The 15,657-nt window shown below is 45.1% G+C and carries 17 protein-coding genes; 4 read left to right on the forward strand and 13 right to left on the reverse strand.

What is annotated here, in order from left to right:
* Window positions 1-72 precede the first annotated feature (72 nt).
* Entirely contained in the window at window positions 73-1,224 is a 1,152-nt protein-coding gene (locus ACTNBF_RS02405) for a DUF4317 domain-containing protein (RefSeq protein ID WP_441088702.1), read from the forward strand.
* Between the two features lie 42 nt (window positions 1,225-1,266).
* On the opposite strand, the gene ACTNBF_RS02410 is transcribed toward ACTNBF_RS02405, so the two are convergent.
* The 6 genes from ACTNBF_RS02410 to ACTNBF_RS02435 form a co-directional block, all read right to left on the reverse strand.
* Window positions 1,267-3,645: a transglutaminase-like domain-containing protein gene (locus ACTNBF_RS02410; protein WP_441088703.1), complete on the reverse strand. Its 2,379-nt coding sequence runs from the start codon at window positions 3,643-3,645 to the stop codon at window positions 1,267-1,269.
* Between the two features lie 22 nt (window positions 3,646-3,667).
* Window positions 3,668-4,816 carry a DUF58 domain-containing protein gene (locus tag ACTNBF_RS02415; protein ID WP_441088704.1) on the reverse strand — a complete coding sequence of 383 codons (1,149 nt, stop codon included), beginning with the start codon at window positions 4,814-4,816 and terminating at the stop codon, window positions 3,668-3,670.
* 57 nt (window positions 4,817-4,873) lie between these two features.
* Window positions 4,874-5,821: an AAA family ATPase gene (locus ACTNBF_RS02420; protein ID WP_427807265.1), complete on the reverse strand. Its 948-nt coding sequence runs from the start codon at window positions 5,819-5,821 to the stop codon at window positions 4,874-4,876.
* A gap of 20 nt (window positions 5,822-5,841) precedes the next feature.
* Complete coding sequence (locus ACTNBF_RS02425) at window positions 5,842-6,546, reverse strand: site-2 protease family protein (protein WP_441024688.1); 705 nt, start codon at window positions 6,544-6,546, stop codon at window positions 5,842-5,844.
* Window positions 6,547-6,843: 297 nt separating this feature from the next.
* Window positions 6,844-7,281: an RpiB/LacA/LacB family sugar-phosphate isomerase gene (locus ACTNBF_RS02430; RefSeq protein WP_427819897.1), complete on the reverse strand. Its 438-nt coding sequence runs from the start codon at window positions 7,279-7,281 to the stop codon at window positions 6,844-6,846.
* A gap of 122 nt (window positions 7,282-7,403) precedes the next feature.
* Window positions 7,404-8,165, reverse strand: coding sequence for an SseB family protein (locus ACTNBF_RS02435; protein WP_441024686.1), 762 nt, complete (start codon window positions 8,163-8,165; stop codon window positions 7,404-7,406).
* Between the two features lie 400 nt (window positions 8,166-8,565).
* Here ACTNBF_RS02435 and ACTNBF_RS02440 point away from each other — a divergent pair, with 400 nt between their 5' ends.
* Together ACTNBF_RS02440 and ACTNBF_RS02445 are read left to right on the forward strand one after the other, a co-directional pair.
* The gene (locus ACTNBF_RS02440; RefSeq protein WP_427819899.1) at window positions 8,566-9,261 is read left to right on the forward strand and encodes an MBL fold metallo-hydrolase; all 696 of its coding nucleotides are present in this window, start codon (window positions 8,566-8,568) and stop codon (window positions 9,259-9,261) included.
* Between the two features lie 60 nt (window positions 9,262-9,321).
* On the forward strand, window positions 9,322-9,687 hold the full coding sequence (locus ACTNBF_RS02445; protein WP_427807260.1) for a VOC family protein: 366 nt from the start codon (window positions 9,322-9,324) through the stop codon (window positions 9,685-9,687).
* Window positions 9,688-9,747: 60 nt separating this feature from the next.
* On the opposite strand, the gene ACTNBF_RS02450 is transcribed toward ACTNBF_RS02445, so the two are convergent.
* The 3 genes from ACTNBF_RS02450 to ACTNBF_RS02460 are packed head-to-tail and all read right to left on the reverse strand — an operon-like array spanning window position 9,748 to window position 10,713.
* A complete protein-coding gene (locus ACTNBF_RS02450) occupies window positions 9,748-10,029 on the reverse strand; it encodes a Beta-galactosidase C-terminal domain (protein WP_441024685.1) in 282 nt (93 codons plus the stop codon).
* Window positions 10,026-10,331, reverse strand: a complete 306-nt coding sequence (locus ACTNBF_RS02455; protein ID WP_441024684.1) for a hypothetical protein — start codon at window positions 10,329-10,331, stop codon at window positions 10,026-10,028. The genes ACTNBF_RS02450 and ACTNBF_RS02455 overlap by 4 nt, the downstream gene beginning before the upstream one ends.
* 25 nt (window positions 10,332-10,356) lie before the next feature.
* Window positions 10,357-10,713 carry a hypothetical protein gene (locus ACTNBF_RS02460; protein ID WP_427819901.1) on the reverse strand — a complete coding sequence of 119 codons (357 nt, stop codon included), beginning with the start codon at window positions 10,711-10,713 and terminating at the stop codon, window positions 10,357-10,359.
* Between the two features lie 207 nt (window positions 10,714-10,920).
* On the opposite strand from ACTNBF_RS02460, the gene ACTNBF_RS02465 reads away from it, so the two are divergent.
* A complete protein-coding gene (locus ACTNBF_RS02465) occupies window positions 10,921-11,490 on the forward strand; it encodes a peptidylprolyl isomerase (RefSeq protein ID WP_441024683.1) in 570 nt (189 codons plus the stop codon).
* A 256-nt stretch (window positions 11,491-11,746) separates the two neighbouring features.
* Here ACTNBF_RS02465 and ACTNBF_RS02470 read toward each other — a convergent pair whose 3' ends face one another.
* The 4 genes from ACTNBF_RS02470 to ACTNBF_RS02485 all read right to left on the reverse strand — a co-directional run bounded on the left by ACTNBF_RS02470 (window position 11,747) and on the right by ACTNBF_RS02485 (window position 15,650).
* Window positions 11,747-12,298, reverse strand: coding sequence for a M48 family metallopeptidase (locus ACTNBF_RS02470; RefSeq protein WP_441024682.1), 552 nt, complete (start codon window positions 12,296-12,298; stop codon window positions 11,747-11,749).
* Complete coding sequence (locus tag ACTNBF_RS02475) at window positions 12,298-12,699, reverse strand: type II toxin-antitoxin system HicB family antitoxin (RefSeq protein ID WP_427819904.1); 402 nt, start codon at window positions 12,697-12,699, stop codon at window positions 12,298-12,300. The genes ACTNBF_RS02470 and ACTNBF_RS02475 overlap by 1 nt, the downstream gene beginning before the upstream one ends.
* Window positions 12,700-12,861: 162 nt before the next feature.
* Window positions 12,862-14,700 carry a DNA helicase RecQ gene (gene recQ / locus ACTNBF_RS02480; RefSeq protein WP_441024681.1) on the reverse strand — a complete coding sequence of 613 codons (1,839 nt, stop codon included), beginning with the start codon at window positions 14,698-14,700 and terminating at the stop codon, window positions 12,862-12,864.
* Between the two features lie 11 nt (window positions 14,701-14,711).
* On the reverse strand, window positions 14,712-15,650 hold the full coding sequence (locus ACTNBF_RS02485; protein WP_427807253.1) for a TIGR03943 family putative permease subunit: 939 nt from the start codon (window positions 15,648-15,650) through the stop codon (window positions 14,712-14,714).
* Between the last annotated feature and the right edge of the window lie 7 nt (window positions 15,651-15,657).

Genomic DNA, 15,657 nt, shown 5'->3' on the forward strand with positions numbered 1-15,657 from the left:
TCTATCTACCCGATTTGCGCTATACTATTAATCACGCTGACAAAATTCTTTTGACAAAGGAGAAATCTACATATGAATAAAAAAGAAGTGACTGAAATCAAGAAACAATTCACCCCACATAACTGCGCGATCACCCGGATCTGCGGATGTTATGTAGACGGGGAAAAAGAGAAAAAGACGGAACTGAAAGAAGCATTCCTCTCCCTTCCGGAAGAGGAGATGTTCAAATATTTTGATATTTTTCGCAAATCCCTTTCCGGCACCATCGGGAAAAATCTTTTAAACATGGAATTCCCGCTTGAGACAGAATCCGAAGGCGGCACACAGGAATTTCTCCTGAAACTGCGTAACAGCCGTCTTACCGACGATGACCTTCTCACGGAATTCTACAACCGGGTGATTGATTCCTATGATTTCCCGGAAAACTACCTGATTCTGCTGATTCATGCCGTATATGATATTCCCGGAAAAGCTTCGGACGGAACAGAGATGTTCGATGCATCGGATGAGGTCTTTGACTACATCCTCTGCTGCTTTTGTCCGGTCAAGCTCTCCAAACCGGCTCTCAGCTATCACGCCGATGAAAACAGTTTTCATGAGAGGATCCGCGACTGGATCGTGGAAATGCCGGATGCCGGATTCTTATTCCCGGCATTTAACGACCGCAGCACCGATATCCACAGTCTTCTGTATTATTCCAAAAATGCAGAGAACCTTTCCAACGGCCTCACCGATGTCCTGCTCGGCTGCGTACCTCCGCTCACAGCCGGAAGCCAGAAGGAAACCTTCAAAGCTCTGATCGAGGAAACACTTGGTGACGACTGCGAATATGAAGTAGTCAAAAATATCCATGAGAACCTGAACGAACTGATCGAACAGAACGCAGAAAATCCGGAACCGCTTGAACTCGATAAAGCCGAGGTGAAATATCTGCTCGCCAAAAGCGGCGTGGAAGAAGCAAAACTGGAAACATTCGACGAACACTTTGATGCTGCCGCCGGTGAAAACACTTCTCTTCTTGCCGCAAATGTAGCGAACACGAAGAAATTCGAGATCAAGACACCGGACATCACCATTCAGGTGAACCCGGAATGCGCCGATCTGGTCGAGACCCGCATCATCGACGGCCGAAAATGCCTGGTCATCGCAGTCGACGACCGTGTTGAGATCAACGGCATCAGTGTCAGAACCGCAACGGCCAAAACAGAGCCATCAAAAGAATAGAAAAATACCGGGCGGCACCCTGCCGACCCGGTATTTTTACATCTACAATCCTTTCCCATATAAGAACCAGAATTTCTTTTTTCTGTTCAACGTCTTCAGGTATGCTCTGCGGAATTTCTGGTACAACCGGAACATCTGCTTCTGTTCCTCTTTTGTGATCTCCTCACCGGAGAACGCAGCCCTTTCCGCGCACAGATACATCCATTCCCACTCTTCCTCTGAAAGCTGGGTGAATTGTGCTTTCATTTTTTCCAGAGTCATCCTCTCATCTTGCTGATCCGGCTTCATCCCGTCAAACAGACAGATTTCATATATGGCCTGGTACAGGTTGGCAATTCCCCGATTTTCTTTTCGCCTTCGGAAACCGGCATATCGTTTTTGCCTTACAAGACCTCCAAATACCATGAAAATGCACAGCACCAGAATGATCACTCCCAACGTCGTTGCTGCGACAACTGCCGTTATCTTTCCGATTGTCTGAATAATCCCCGGCTTATTTTCTCTTTCTCCGTTATCAGTCTTTCCCCCGTCATCCGTCTTCTGATCTGCCACATTTCCCCCTTTATTTTCTTCCGTCTCCGGTTGTGTCGTCAGATCTTCTTCCTCTGCCTGAGCTGTGTGATCCGCTTCTTCATGTTCCACAATATCCGGTGTTTCGTCTTCCCGGTCATCAGGAGTACCTGCCGCATCAGTCTCTTCCATATACGACGGCGTGTGTTCCCTCACCACCCAGCCGGTCTTCTCATCAAACGTCTCACACCATGCATGTGCCATATCATCCGTCACCACAGCACGGTACGTTCCGTCATCTAATCGTACAAATTCATTGGAAGGGACTGCATATCCTTCCACAAACCGTGATGAATAGCCACACATCCTGTAGATAAGCGCTGAGGCTGACGCAAAATGGACACAGAATCCTTTCCGGTTCTCTGTCAAAAAGTATTCCGTAAATTCTTCACCTTCCGGAACCTCTCCCGGTGTCTTACTATAACGAAGTCCCAGTGTATCTTCAAAAAGCCGGTTGATCTCATTTGACACCTGTTCCACATTTCCTTGATCCATCGAACGGGTTAATGCTTTCAATTGATTCAGTCCGTCCGGAGCCGTACTGTACTCTTCCTTAACAAATGTCCTGTATTCATTCCAGATATCCGACTCTTTGGCAAGCTCTCCCGATGAGATGTTCTTGACCTCTGCCGCCGAAAAGTAACTATACTCCTGATCCTTCGTCCATCGTCCTTTCACCCAGGCATCCAGATAGATTTTGTCATCCTGATTCACTTTCGCAAAATACGGTATATAAGAAAAATCAGAGGAAGCTCCTTCTCTGCGGATCCGGATCTTCTGTTGTTCCAAACCGGCCGCCCCGTCACTGATCCTTGTAAATGGTTCATTCATCAGTGCTCTGCGGCCGGACTCTCCGAAAATGGACGGCACGCCTTGCCGGAACGCCAAAACCGTCTCTTTCTCCCATGCCCTTCCGGTATAGTTCACCCCGGTATATGCTCTTAGATACAGTGTTTCCCTGGGTTTTTCCGTCACTATGACTTCCAGTGCTTTCTCGCCGGTGGGCTTGAATTCACTCAGATGTTCCAGATTTCCTTTTCCGATCCCTCCTCCCGAGTAAGATCCCTCTTTGCCAAAACGGGCTTCCAGAATCCCCTGCATATCGATCTGCTGCATCTGGGTCAGTCTGTCATAGATCTCAATCAGGCGATCCTCATGCTCCAGTTTATATGTCCGGATATACGGCATGCATGCCTGCGTACACCCAAACAGAACGCCCAGCATCATAAGGATTCCGGCTGCTTCTCTTAGTGGCACACATTTGCATATTTTCCATCTCATGTAAAAGAGCGTTCCGCCAAGCAGACACCAGGAAGCGGCTGTCGAAGGCATTTTCCCGACCGTGGCGGCCATTGCCACCGGCAGAACGATTACCAGCAGCACCAGAACATTCCCTCGTGCCCCATGCTTACACTTACCCGCCAGTTGCAGAAGAAGAGCCAGAATAATCTGGATTCCAAACAGAGCTGCCAGAATATCTGCCGAAATCTCATTCACCTTAAGAAGCGGCTGGCTCACCCCATAGAACTCATTATTCAGCCGGATATAGGCATTAGCCAAAACAGAAATCCCATTTAAGAAATTCCAGGGCGTTAGCACAAGCATTGCCGAAGCAGCCACTGTCAGAATCGGGATCCATTTCCTTCTCCCCCATCTCCCCGCCCAGACTGCGATTCCTGCTGCCGGTAAAGGCAGAAGAAAAAGTGCCGCGATCGGGTTATGGACCTCAAAGACAGAAAAATATGCGGCAAAAACCAGCACCAGCATTCCGTACATTGCTGCCGCTTCTTTTACCGCATATCCTGCTGTCTGTTCTCTATTTGAACGGTCAATAATCTCTAATCCATTCATCTTGTCCCCTCATGAACCAGAACTATACAATCAGATACATCTCTTCCCATGCGATCTTTTCCTCATCTAACGGAACAACGCACCTTTTCTCCCCATGTACCAGTAAAGTACCGTCTGAACACAATTCCAGCTTCGTACTGAACTGTTCCCCGCGGAAGGCTTCCTCATACAAAGCCTCCACTTCATCCGAATGATCGTATTCCTCCACAAAAAGCAGACGGTTCATCAGCTCATAAACATGTTCCATCCGACTGATCCTCTTTTTACAGATTCTCTGATTGGCCTTCTCATACCATGCCACCATATGCACGCACTCTGCTTCTAACAGGGAGAACGAAATGGAAGCTGCCGTCTCCAGAATCCCTGAAGCAATCCGATTCTCTTTTCTATCGTCTCCAACGAAGCGTTTCCTCCTCTGCCCGGACTTCTTTTCCAGATTCAGCCATAATAAGACCACGCATCCAAGCGGTCTGCCGTGTTCCTTGACCAGAAGCTCATCAGCTTTTGCCGACAGTTTCCAGTGAATATCATGAATCGAATCCTGATCCCTGTACGCCCGGATCTGATACGTCTCTGACGGGTCGTCCCCGCTTTCCCGATCCGAATATTCATCTGCATCCGCAGGAAATTCCCGCGTACGCCGCGTCACCTCCACCGGAATCAGGTGGCACTCGGGAAGGATTCCCACCGACTGCCGCTGTACAGCCATCTCCCGGCGCCGCCGAAACGCAGCTTTTCTCCCGTTTAACAAAGCTGTCCTCAATATTCCCAGGCTGTCATACAGCCAGCACTTTTCCAGCCTGATGATCAGATTTCCACATCTGGACGAGCGCAGCAGAATAACTTGCTTCTCTTCCTGCCCCGCCTTCACCGTCCCGCTCACTCCATGCCGGAGAACTTCCCCGGTGAATTCATTTTCCACAGACAATTCTATGCGATACCGCGCCGCGAACCTGTGTGAAGCATTTCTCACAATCACCCTTACCGGAATTTCCTGATTCTTTTCCGCAATGGGTATAATATCTTCCAAAACGACACGGATTTTCCCCTTCTGCAGCATAAGATACCCGAACGCCAGCGGAAAATAGATCAATTCGGCCACCAGCATGGCGGCCACGATTTCGTCCTCATACAGGAAAAAACAGTATAATGTCAGCAATACCGCCGCCATATAAATACATACACGTTTGATCATAGTCTCCCCATGCTCCCCGCTTTTATCGAAACATTATCTCTTCCTTACATTCGGTTCCTTCACCTGCATTAAGACCTGCTCCAGGATCTCCTCAGGCCTTGCATGTCCCACTTTCGCTTTGGTATTCAGGCGGATCCGGTGAAGCGCAACGCTTCCAAATACCGTTTGGATATCTCCCGGCAGAACATAATTTCTCCCTTTCAGCCATGCTCTTGCCCTCCCCATCGCCGCCAGTGCCACTGTTCCTCTCGGGCTGAGTCCGGCAGTCAGAAGCTCATGTTCTCTGGTTGCCTTTGCAAGATTGGCGATATATTCAAACACGGAATCGTGGATAAACACCTGAGATGCCTCTTCCTGCATCCAGAGGATCTGCTCCGCTCCCGTCACATTCTGCACTTCATTCACCGGGTTGCCCATCTGACGGCGCTTTAGAATCTCTACCTCTTCCTCTACCGTCGGATACCCCATCCGGATACAGATCATAAAGCGGTCCAGCTGCGATTCCGGCAGAAGCTGTGTCCCCGCCGACCCCTCCGGATTCTCGGTCGCAATAACTACGAACGGCCTTCCGGTGCTTCGCGTCACACCGTCCACCGTCACACATCCTTCCTCCATAACTTCCAGAAGCGCTGACTGCGTCTTCGGAGAAGTACGGTTGATCTCATCCGCCAGAAAAAGATTGCACATCACAGCTCCCGGCTGGTAAACAAATCTTCCGGTTTCCTTTTGATACATGGAAAAACCGGTCAGATCCGCCGGCATCACATCCGGCGTAAACTGTACTCTCTTTTCCTGAATTCCCATCGCTTTGGAAAATGCCAGTGCCATCGTCGTTTTCCCGACCCCCGGCATATCCTCGATCAGAATGTGGCCGCCTCCTATGATCGCAGTCATGATCTGCTCGATCACATCATCCTTTCCGACAACAGCTTTCTTGACTTCGCGGATGATCTCCACTGCATGATTCTGTAATTCCCCCATCTTCACTCCCCCTTAGTCCACTATAAAATGGTTCCTCCGCCGCTTCCCACAACAACGCCGATCCGCAGTATGAACCATACCACATTCTTCAGCACACTCAGTATCGCACTCATCAGCGCTTCCATCGGAACATACAGCACTCTTGTTCCGAGAAGAAGCAGCAGAATCAGCCATCCATATTGCCGGAAACGGCTGTAAAATCTGTTAACCGCAGGCACGATCTCTGCCAGAATATTTGCCCCGTCAAGCGGCGGCACCGGAATCAGGTTGAATACCCCAAGTCCCACATTCAGCTGTGCCCCATAATAACTCAACACATATAGATAATTCAAGAGCACTCCGCTGGTTCCGAATTTGTAGATCAGACCGTAAAGCAGCATGAACAGAAACGCCAGAATAAAATTCATCAGAGGCCCCGCTGCTGCCACCAGAATCATATCTCTTCGTTTATTTTTATAATTCCGTGTATTGACCCGGATCGGCTTTGCCCATCCGACATGAAAAACCAGCAGGCACAAGGTTCCCCATACATCCAGATGACGGAACGGATTCAGTGTCAGCCTTCCGTCCATCTTCGGTGTCGGATCCCCAAGAAGATAAGACATATATCCATGTGCGAATTCATGCATGGAAATTGCAATCAGGAGTGCAGGCACTACATAGATCAATGTTTGAAAAAAAGTATAAATTGCTTTCACAATCATTCCATAAGCGCTAAAAAACATAAAAAAATCTCCATTTCTATACTCTAATATGCACATTATAGAACCTGCGCCCCAGATATTCAATAACAGGATTGTAAACTTTTAATTAAAAAAGGTCCACTGGACCTTTTTGACATATGCATGGCAATTAAAAAAGATCCACTGGACATCTTTGACATATGCATGGCAATTAAAAAATGGTCCACTGGACAGCTTTGGCATATGCATGGCAATGAAAATACCGCCGGAAAAGTTTTCTGCTTCGCTCGATGCTTATCTTTTACGACGGTATTCTCTGATTATTATCTCTTATTTTTCTTATTTTTCATTCTCGTACTCTGTAATTCTTGCTACTTTCGGGGCAGAACGTGAATTCGGATCATAAGATACACTTAAGTACTCTTTAACCAGACATTTTGCAAGTTCAATTCCGGTAACCTGTGCGCCCATCGTGATGATGTTTGCATTGTTACTAAGCTGGGCTCTCTGTGCCTGATATACATTATTCACTAGTGCTGCATATGCTCCTTTTACTTTATTTGCAGCGATACATACACCGATACCCGTCCCGCAGATGAGAATTCCCCGTTCACACTCCCCTGCAGCTACAGCCTCAGCCAGACGGATTGCAGTATTTGCATAAATCGGATCATCACTTCCGAAATCTACACATTCATGTCCGAGACTTTCGATGAACGGTGTTAAGATTGTTTTGTACTCTGTTGCATTTGGATCACAGCCGATTGCAATTTTCATTGTTTTACCCTCCATTTGAGTTGTATTTTGATATCGTATCCATTATACAATACTTTTGCGAAAATTATAAGTCCTTTTTTGATTATTTTTTATTTTTTTATTTTTACTTTCGTTTTCTTTCATTATTGTTTCTTTTGCATTTTCATCTGAAGATTCACACCAAAGGGATTCACCGCTACGCCCTCGGCTCCCGGCACCAGTATTTCAATCAGTTTTCCCGCTTCTACGATTCCGGTCTGCAGCTTCTCCTTACGGTGTACACTCAGGAATTTTCCAAGCTCCTGCACGTCTGTAAAGATCGGCTGAAATACTTTTCCATCTTTCTGTTTGAGAATCACCATCTCTTTTCCTTCTTTAGATACAACAAAATACTTTCCTTTCTGGAAATGTGCCATCATCTCTTCGCTCAGTTCGCGCAGTTCTTCACTTTCCAGAACCTTTTCCTGCGGAAGTCTCCGCGCCTCCTGCATATAGTAAAGTGCCGTCAGTTGAAATTCGGAATTTTCGATTCGTTCCTGTCCGTTCGGCATCTTCCCGTCGTTCTTCCTGGTCACCAGATCCGCCAGCTGTATTCTTATCTCTTTCGGCAATCCCAGATCATATACGATCTCATTTACCCCCATCGGATAAAGGCTGACATAAAACTCGAGGAAACTCCGATTTTCGATTTTAACGATTTTTACCGGAATTTTTTCATTCATAAGTTGTCTTACTTTGTTTTTGCATTCGTCTACATTGAAATAGATGAGAATTTCATCGTCATATGTTTTCGGATCACACACTACATACGGCATTTTCGTACATTCCGAAAAAATCACATACATCTCCTTCTGACTGCGGACCATCTGAAGTACTTTCTGATCTTTTGCTTTGCTGTTTTCCATAATTATCTGCCTTTCCGGGCATTCGCCCTCTCTTATTTTCTGTCTGACCTGCCCATTCGATCAGAGTGTTCTCTTTATTTGTTTTCCGGGTCCATGTCCCCGATTCCTCTATTATATATATAGAGGCAGCGTTTCTCTTCGTATTATACCAATCCCCCATAGAAATAGCAATGTACACCTTCTTGTAAAAAACCTCTCAATATTGTAAAATGTAACTGTTCAGAGCCAAGCAGATTTGTCAAAAAAGGGCGTTGAATGCTTGCATTCATGAGCACTTTTTTGTACAAATCTATTTGGCGGATACGCCACACTGAGGAAACACGAAGTGTTTTCGAGGTTGGCTCTGAACAGTTACTATAAATAAACCGGTAGATCAAAATCCGACAGAAAGGAAATGCTTATGAAAGTGACCTATATTCACCACAGTTGTTTTCTGGCAGAAACCGAAAGCTGCTATTATCTGTTTGATTATTTTAAGGGAGAACTCCCGGAGCTGAATCCGCAGAAACCCATTCTGGTACTGGCCAGCCACAAACACGCAGATCATTATCATCCTTCCGTATTCTCTTTACTGAAGGACATGGGAATGGAACAGATTCATGCCGTTTTGTCGCGTGACATTTCAGGGAGAACGGTTCCCAAGGACATCCCTCTCCTATCTGTTTCGTCCCGCCGCACCTACAGCCTGCCACAGGGACAGACACTGTCAACCTTTCTTTCTACGGATAAAGGAGTGGCATTTCTCATTCGCGACAAGGAAGAATGCTTCTACCACGCAGGTGATCTGAACGACTGGGTATGGGAAGAAGAATCCGACTCCTACAACCGGCAGATGACCGGAAGCTACCGGAAAGAGATCGATACACTGGCTCAGGATCTTGACGGCTCGGCACTGACTGCAGCTTTCGTTGTTCTGGATCCAAGACAGGAGAACGATTATGCCCGGGGCATGTTATATTTTTTGAAGAAAATATCCTGCGACCGCATTTATCCCATGCATTATTGGGAACAGCCTGAGATCATCACACGTTTTCTTGCAGAATATCCGCAGTATGAGAACCGGATTATTCTGACAGAAACCGCAGATGCCAAATAATCGGTATCCCCATTTATTCTACTATCAATCATGCGCATCCGCGCGGAAAAGAGGACCTTTATGAAATTTCAAATGTATCATGAAAATTACAATGTAACAGATTTGGACAAATCTCTGGCCTTTTATGAGAAAGCTCTGGGACTCAAAGAGAAACGCCGTGTGAACGGTGAAGATTTCGTCATTGCATATCTTGGAAATGACGAGAGCGATTTTGAACTGGAGCTGACCTGGCTTCAGGATCATCCACAGCCGTATGATCTCGGTGAATGTGAATTCCACCTTGCTTTCCGGACAGATGACTACGAAGCCGCCCATAAACTGCATGAAGAAATGGGCTGCATCTGCTTTGAAAATCCTGCCATGGGAATCTACTTTATCGCCGATCCGGACGGATACTGGCTGGAGATCGTTCCACGTAAGAAATAGACTATAAGATTAGCGTACACGGAATCGATTCCGTGTACGCTATTATATATATCGAAGAGGCTATCCCTCAATAATCTTAACACCCCATGCCGGAATCTCCAGCATTTCCTGTGCTTCAATCCGTCTTCCGGATAACAATTCCACGCCATCTTCATAAGTATATGGCACCTTCTTTGCTTCAGCGGAGTAGTTTAAGAAATATTTGACTTTTTTACCGAAATCATTCGTTCCCTTTCGTACAATAATCGGATAAGCATATTCCGGCAAATCCACTTTCTGCTCCAAACGATCATATGGCATATACTCCTCATAGTATGCTGCTCCAAAAAGAAGTTCATTCATTCTCTCATACCTCCGTCCATAAAGAACACTGAATTTGTTCCCCAGTTTCTGCCTTCATCATCATATGTATAACCCTCACATAAATCAGAATCATTCGCAGGATTCCCGCATCCATAATAATAACTGAAACTGCCATCCGAAGAAAAACAGATATGCTCTACATCAATCTCTGTCTCCCGACACCAATCAATATCGGTGAAAAAAGTATACTCGCTATAATCTGTCTTCTCGTCTCTGCCGCAGCCTATTAACGATAGCAAAGCCAATAGCATTATAATCAAACCAATTGTGTATTTCTTCATAACAAGCCTCTTCCATTCAAAATCATTACTTCAAATAAACCAGTATATCTTTTACTGCTTTATACATCTGATCTCTGCTTTCTAAAGGAAATACAGTGTGCTCATCCGGTTCATCCGGATCACATCCAATCGAAATCTCTGTTGGCTCAACCTGTAAATCCACATAATATTGCTTATACTTCCCCTGAATCCCTATACATTTATAATCCGGAAGCCAATCAATATATATGTCTGGTTTTACAATATCCATTTCTTCCATTCTGATTTTTAGTTCACCACTAATATAATCAGATAATAAAAGATCAAACGGTGAGAGCTCAGCATTCGCCGTATTTTTCTCATTAAGATAGTTGATAATCTTCTTTTTCTTCGTTTGAAACATTCGAAATTCACTCCTTTATGCTAAAGATTCCTTCAAAAGAGTTATTAGCCACATTCAATGACTTTATCCCACTATGCTTTTTCCCTTTCCGGATTTTATCCACTTTTATCATAATACCATTTACTCTCAATAAAATCTTTTTTTATTTTTCATTATTGGGGGTTCTGTAGTATAATAAGATCAGAATAAATGAACGAGGTGACTCTGATGAAACATCCAATTGCAAAAATATATACGAATCAGGGAATTATTACCGCCGAACTCTATCCCGAATATGCGCCAAACACTGTAAATAGTTTTATATGGTGCATAACGCAGGGTATGTACACTAATCGACTCATTTCTCGTGTTGTTCCGGGCTTTGTCATTCAGTCAACTTATGATTTTTCAAAAGAACCTGACTGCGACCTGGTACTTAACGGGGAGTTTGCTTCTAATGGATTTAACAATCCAATTCAATTTGGAAAAGGTGTTCTGGGCATGGCCGGTGACGCAAGCAAAGAAGCGCATGGTTGCGGATTCTTTATTACATTATCCGACGATGTTAAGGAAAGACTCCAAGGCAAATTTGCTGCTTTCGGACGGGTTATCGATGGGTTTGAGGAAATAGAACGTATTGAAAATGTTCCTCTTCGTGACATTACCGATCATTCAGAAGGGCCTGATATTGTAATTAAGCAGCCTATTACAGATGAATTTATTAAGAAAATTGAGATTGAAACTTTTGGGGTGGAATATCCGAAGCCGGAAATCTTAAGATGGGGGTACGATTGCTAGAACACTAGTGTAACGAGCGATAATAAGTGGATCAATCACAATCTCTCAAAGTAACAAACAGGTGATTGATCCAGTTATATTTAATTCAGCTTTTCCTCATGTCTCCCATTTCTTGTTACAATCCAGTATACAATTGTATAAAACATTCTTTCTCTTCTTCTGACTCAAACAACTGTAACCAGCTGCAGATTTCAACTGCACTGTCAATAAATGCCGTTCCCAGGGCAGTTATCACATTTTCCAAAAATCCTTTCAATCAATACCTGTGAAGTCCTCTCCCATTCTCCTTCAGCCACTTCTGATACTTCCTGTATTCCGGCATGGTATCTTCCACAACCTTCCAGAAGCGTGGAGAATGATTCATTTCCTTCCGATGAGCGAGCTCATGCACCACTACATAATCCAGCACTCCCGCCGGGGCAAATATCAGCCTCCAATTGAAGTTCAGATTTCCTTCGCCACTGCAGCTTCCCCATCTGGTCTTCTGGTCGCGAATCGCAATTCTTCCGTAACTGACACCCATCATTTGGGCATAATAGGAAACCTTCTGTTCAAAAATTTCTCTCGCTTTATCTCTATACAATCTTTGCTCCGCTTCACTGAGCGGCTGGATTTTCATCGAATCCGCTTCTTTCTCCTTCTGTTCCTCCACTTTGGCAAGAACCCATGCTTGTTTCTCTTTTAGAAATGTGTCAATTCTGGACTGTGGACAATTCCGCGGAGCGCGTACCAGGACAGAACCGTCCTGGCGCACTTCCACTGCTATTGTTTTCCTTGAAGACTTAATTATCTCATACGTGATGTACATTATCCTCTTCCCTTTGCTTGAATTCTCTGAATCAAAGCTTCCTGAAGGACTTGTGAAAAATTAATTCCCAACGCCATAGCTTCTTCATTTAACCACTCAGGGATGCTCAATGTCTTTTTAACGGCTTTTGAATTATGCTTTTTCTGATATTCCATCATGTCAAAACTGATTACAACCAACACACCATCTTCTACATGAATGTTTTCCGGACTTGATGGTTCAGGAATCATTTCTTTTTCCGTTTTCCTGCTAACAAGTGCAAGCCCCAGTGCTTCCACTGCCATTTCATAAGCATGTTTCATATCATTCCCCTCTGTATAACACTCCGGCAAATCTGGAAAGGACACCCAGAATCCACCTTCTTCCTGATGAAAGATCGCAGGATAAAACATTTTGCCCATAAAGACACCTCCATTTTTATACTATCTATCTGTTATCCCCGCCTGTTTTAGAATTGCCTGTTCCATTCTTTTTGAGAAGTCTTATCATCTCCTTGGGAGTTATCGGCATTCTTATGTGGCTCCTTTCTTTACTTGCAATTATACTACGTATTATTACGTGTGTCAATTCAATATCACTTCTAGAAAGCTCTCCCCATACTTCTGATACTTAAATTTCCCAACACCGCTTACCTTAAGCATCTGCGCTTTATTTTCCGGCCTCACCTGGCACATATGTACCAGGGTCTTATCCGAGAACACAATATATGGCGGAACTTTTTCTTCTTTTGCGATCTCCATCCTGAGCTGACGCAGCTTTTCAAAGAGTGCCTCCTGTTCATTTGAAAGCAGTACCCCAGCCGTTTTTTTCTTCTTTTTCACCGCAGTCTTTTCCGTTTTCTCCTGTTCCTTCGCCATTTTCATGGAGACCGAAACTTTACCTTCAAGTAGGGAATCGGATTTTTCAGTCAGCTTCACCAGCATATATTCGTCATTCGTTGTCGTCAGATACTCTTCCAATAATAAATGATTGAAAATCTGACGGAGCCGCCACGCCGGTACTTTCGCCAGAGTCCCGTAACATGGATTTTTATCCATTTTATATTGTCTGATCTTTGCAGTGTTCGCACCGTGTACGGTATCCAGAATCACATTGATTCCATACCTCTGTCCGCTTGTCTTCACGCATTCTGTAATCTTTTCCGCCTCGACGGTCACATCGACCGTTTCAAACTGACTCAGGCAGTTGAAACAATTTCCACAGTAATTCGATCCATACTCACCGAAATAACGAAGGATATAGTCTCGCAGGCACTCATTTGTAAAACAATAATACGTCATTTTCTTCAGTCTTTCACGGTCACGCTCCATCACGATTGCCCGGGTAAAATCATCCAGTTCTTCATTATCCTGATTGTATTCAATAAACCGCTGATTTGTAACCACATCCTGCCCGCTGTAAAATAATATGCATTCTCCGGGCTCTCCATCCCGCGCACATCGTCCGACTTCCTGATAATAGGATTCCAGATTTTTCGGCATATTATAATGCACGACATAACGGACGTTGGATTTATCGATGCCCATACCAAATGCATTGGTCGCAACAATGATCTGCTTCCGGTCATAGATAAAATCGTCCTGATTCTCACGTCTTTCCTTATCGGAAAGTCCCGCATGATAACGGGTCACCGAAAATCCGTCGTCCTCCAGGCGGACACACACTTCCTCCACCAGCTTTCTGGTCAGACAGTAAATGATCCCGCACTGTCCCGGATGCATTTCCACAAATTGTTTCAGGGCACTGTATTTATCCTTTGGTGTCTGTACCCCGAGATAGAGATTCGGCCGGTCGTAACCTGTTGTCACCAGTACCGGATCCCTCAGCATCAGAATATCGATCATATCCTCACGGACTTCTTTCGTCGCAGTAGCGGTAAATGCACTGATGACCGGGCGCACCGGAAGCTTGTCCACAAAATCGGTGATCTTAAGATAACTGGGCCTGAAATCCTGTCCCCACTGGGATACGCAGTGTGCTTCATCCACAGCCACCATTGAAATCTTTGCATGCAGTGCAAAACTTAAAAACTCTGCAGTCTCCAGCCTTTCCGGTGCTACATAGATAATCTTATATCGTCCTTCTGCCGCAAACGCGAGTGCTTTTTGATATTGTCCATATGTAAGGGAACTGTTGAGGAATGCTGCATGAATTCCGACTTGATTAAGAGATGCCACCTGATCCTTCATAAGTGAGATCAGCGGCGAGATTACAAGAGTGATTCCTTCCATAATAAGTGCCGGAATCTGGAAGCAGAGTGATTTTCCTGCTCCGGTTGGAAGGATTCCGAGCACATCCCGCCCGGACAGGATGCTGTCGATCAGCTTCTCCTGTCCGGGGCGGAAATCTTCATATCCAAAATATTGTTTTAAAATCTGATATTTTTCTTCTGTTTTTGTCATTTTCACCTCAGTTAAAGATAGACTACTACTTCTTCCGGCTTTTGAGCTTTTTCCATCTCCAACAGATAAAGTACCGGCTGTTTCGGAGCAAATCTTCGTACAGATTCATATTCAAAACGCGCCTTGATCCGAGCCCATCCTCTCTGTTCAAACTGCAGTTTTCCGGATATTTTGCACGGATACCCATAAAATCTCACATCGTCCGCACAGCAGGTCATGATCTGTCTTCCCGGAATCATTAGGTTATCCGGCATTCCTTTCGGTCGGAACGTCTGCGCCAGAAATGTGATCTCTTTGTGCAGATAATGCTCTGGATGCTCATACGCATCCACATACCAGGTTCCGAAATCCACATCATCGACCTCAATCTCATCCGCTTTGATATCAAATGGAAGGTCTTCTTCCGTCTGGGGGATGATCTGTCCGTCTTCATCCTCAAAGATCAGCTGTGCCTGCGGGTTCTGGATCTTCAATGCTCTTCGAAATGCAGACCGGTCTGTCCCTTCTCCACAGCGGTTGATGACGATCAGCTCCGATTCGGTGAGCTGGCTCATCAGCATATTGCGCATATTTTTCAGATACATATCCAGCGTTTCGCCATTTACCGTAGAATAAACGCCCTGGATTTCCCAGTTTTCCGGATATTCCTCGTCCATGATCTCCTGAAGATCCCATGTACCATTGTACTCAATGACAACCTGCGCCGGGTGATACGTGCGTTCACAATTATCAAAGAAATCCCCGTTCAATTGCTCCCGTTCCTCTATTTCAAGGAGAAACATACCATTTTCATCCAGATAACTCTCTGAGTACTCTTCTTCACCCTCTTCGCACTGTAAAAGAAGTGTCGGCCCATCTTCGATCCATTCCTGCTTCATGAGGGTATCCTTCACGAAAGTCGTTTTGCCGCTGTCCAGAAATCCTGTACAGATATAAACCGGTGTCATCATCTTTCCC

The organism is Bariatricus sp. HCP28S3_A4 (genome assembly GCF_052066395.1).
In the GTDB taxonomy this organism is placed as follows: domain Bacteria; phylum Bacillota; class Clostridia; order Lachnospirales; family Lachnospiraceae; genus Allocoprococcus.

Bases quoted from the DNA above. Each gene is read 5' to 3' on its own strand.
- ACTNBF_RS02475 (WP_427819904.1), bottom strand. From the start codon at position 12,699: ATGGGCAAAATGTTTTATCCTGCGATCTTTCATCAGGAAGAAGGTGGA.
- ACTNBF_RS02455 (WP_441024684.1), bottom strand. From the start codon at position 10,331: ATGAAGAAATACACAATTGGTTTGATTATAATGCTATTGGCTTTGCTA.
- ACTNBF_RS02430 (WP_427819897.1), bottom strand. From the start codon at position 7,281: ATGAAAATTGCAATCGGCTGTGATCCAAATGCAACAGAGTACAAAACA.
- ACTNBF_RS02445 (WP_427807260.1), top strand. From the start codon at position 9,322: ATGAAATTTCAAATGTATCATGAAAATTACAATGTAACAGATTTGGAC.
- ACTNBF_RS02410 (WP_441088703.1), bottom strand. From the start codon at position 3,645: ATGAATGGATTAGAGATTATTGACCGTTCAAATAGAGAACAGACAGCA.
- ACTNBF_RS02440 (WP_427819899.1), top strand. From the start codon at position 8,566: ATGAAAGTGACCTATATTCACCACAGTTGTTTTCTGGCAGAAACCGAA.
- ACTNBF_RS02435 (WP_441024686.1), bottom strand. From the start codon at position 8,165: ATGGAAAACAGCAAAGCAAAAGATCAGAAAGTACTTCAGATGGTCCGC.
- ACTNBF_RS02405 (WP_441088702.1), top strand. From the start codon at position 73: ATGAATAAAAAAGAAGTGACTGAAATCAAGAAACAATTCACCCCACAT.
- ACTNBF_RS02450 (WP_441024685.1), bottom strand. From the start codon at position 10,029: ATGAATGAACTTCTTTTTGGAGCAGCATACTATGAGGAGTATATGCCA.
- ACTNBF_RS02465 (WP_441024683.1), top strand. From the start codon at position 10,921: ATGAAACATCCAATTGCAAAAATATATACGAATCAGGGAATTATTACC.
- ACTNBF_RS02460 (WP_427819901.1), bottom strand. From the start codon at position 10,713: ATGTTTCAAACGAAGAAAAAGAAGATTATCAACTATCTTAATGAGAAA.
- recQ (WP_441024681.1), bottom strand. From the start codon at position 14,700: ATGACAAAAACAGAAGAAAAATATCAGATTTTAAAACAATATTTTGGA.
- ACTNBF_RS02420 (WP_427807265.1), bottom strand. From the start codon at position 5,821: ATGGGGGAATTACAGAATCATGCAGTGGAGATCATCCGCGAAGTCAAG.
- ACTNBF_RS02470 (WP_441024682.1), bottom strand. From the start codon at position 12,298: ATGTACATCACGTATGAGATAATTAAGTCTTCAAGGAAAACAATAGCA.
- ACTNBF_RS02485 (WP_427807253.1), bottom strand. From the start codon at position 15,650: ATGATGACACCGGTTTATATCTGTACAGGATTTCTGGACAGCGGCAAA.
- ACTNBF_RS02425 (WP_441024688.1), bottom strand. From the start codon at position 6,546: ATGTTTTTTAGCGCTTATGGAATGATTGTGAAAGCAATTTATACTTTT.
- ACTNBF_RS02415 (WP_441088704.1), bottom strand. From the start codon at position 4,816: ATGGCGGCGGTATTGCTGACATTATACTGTTTTTTCCTGTATGAGGAC.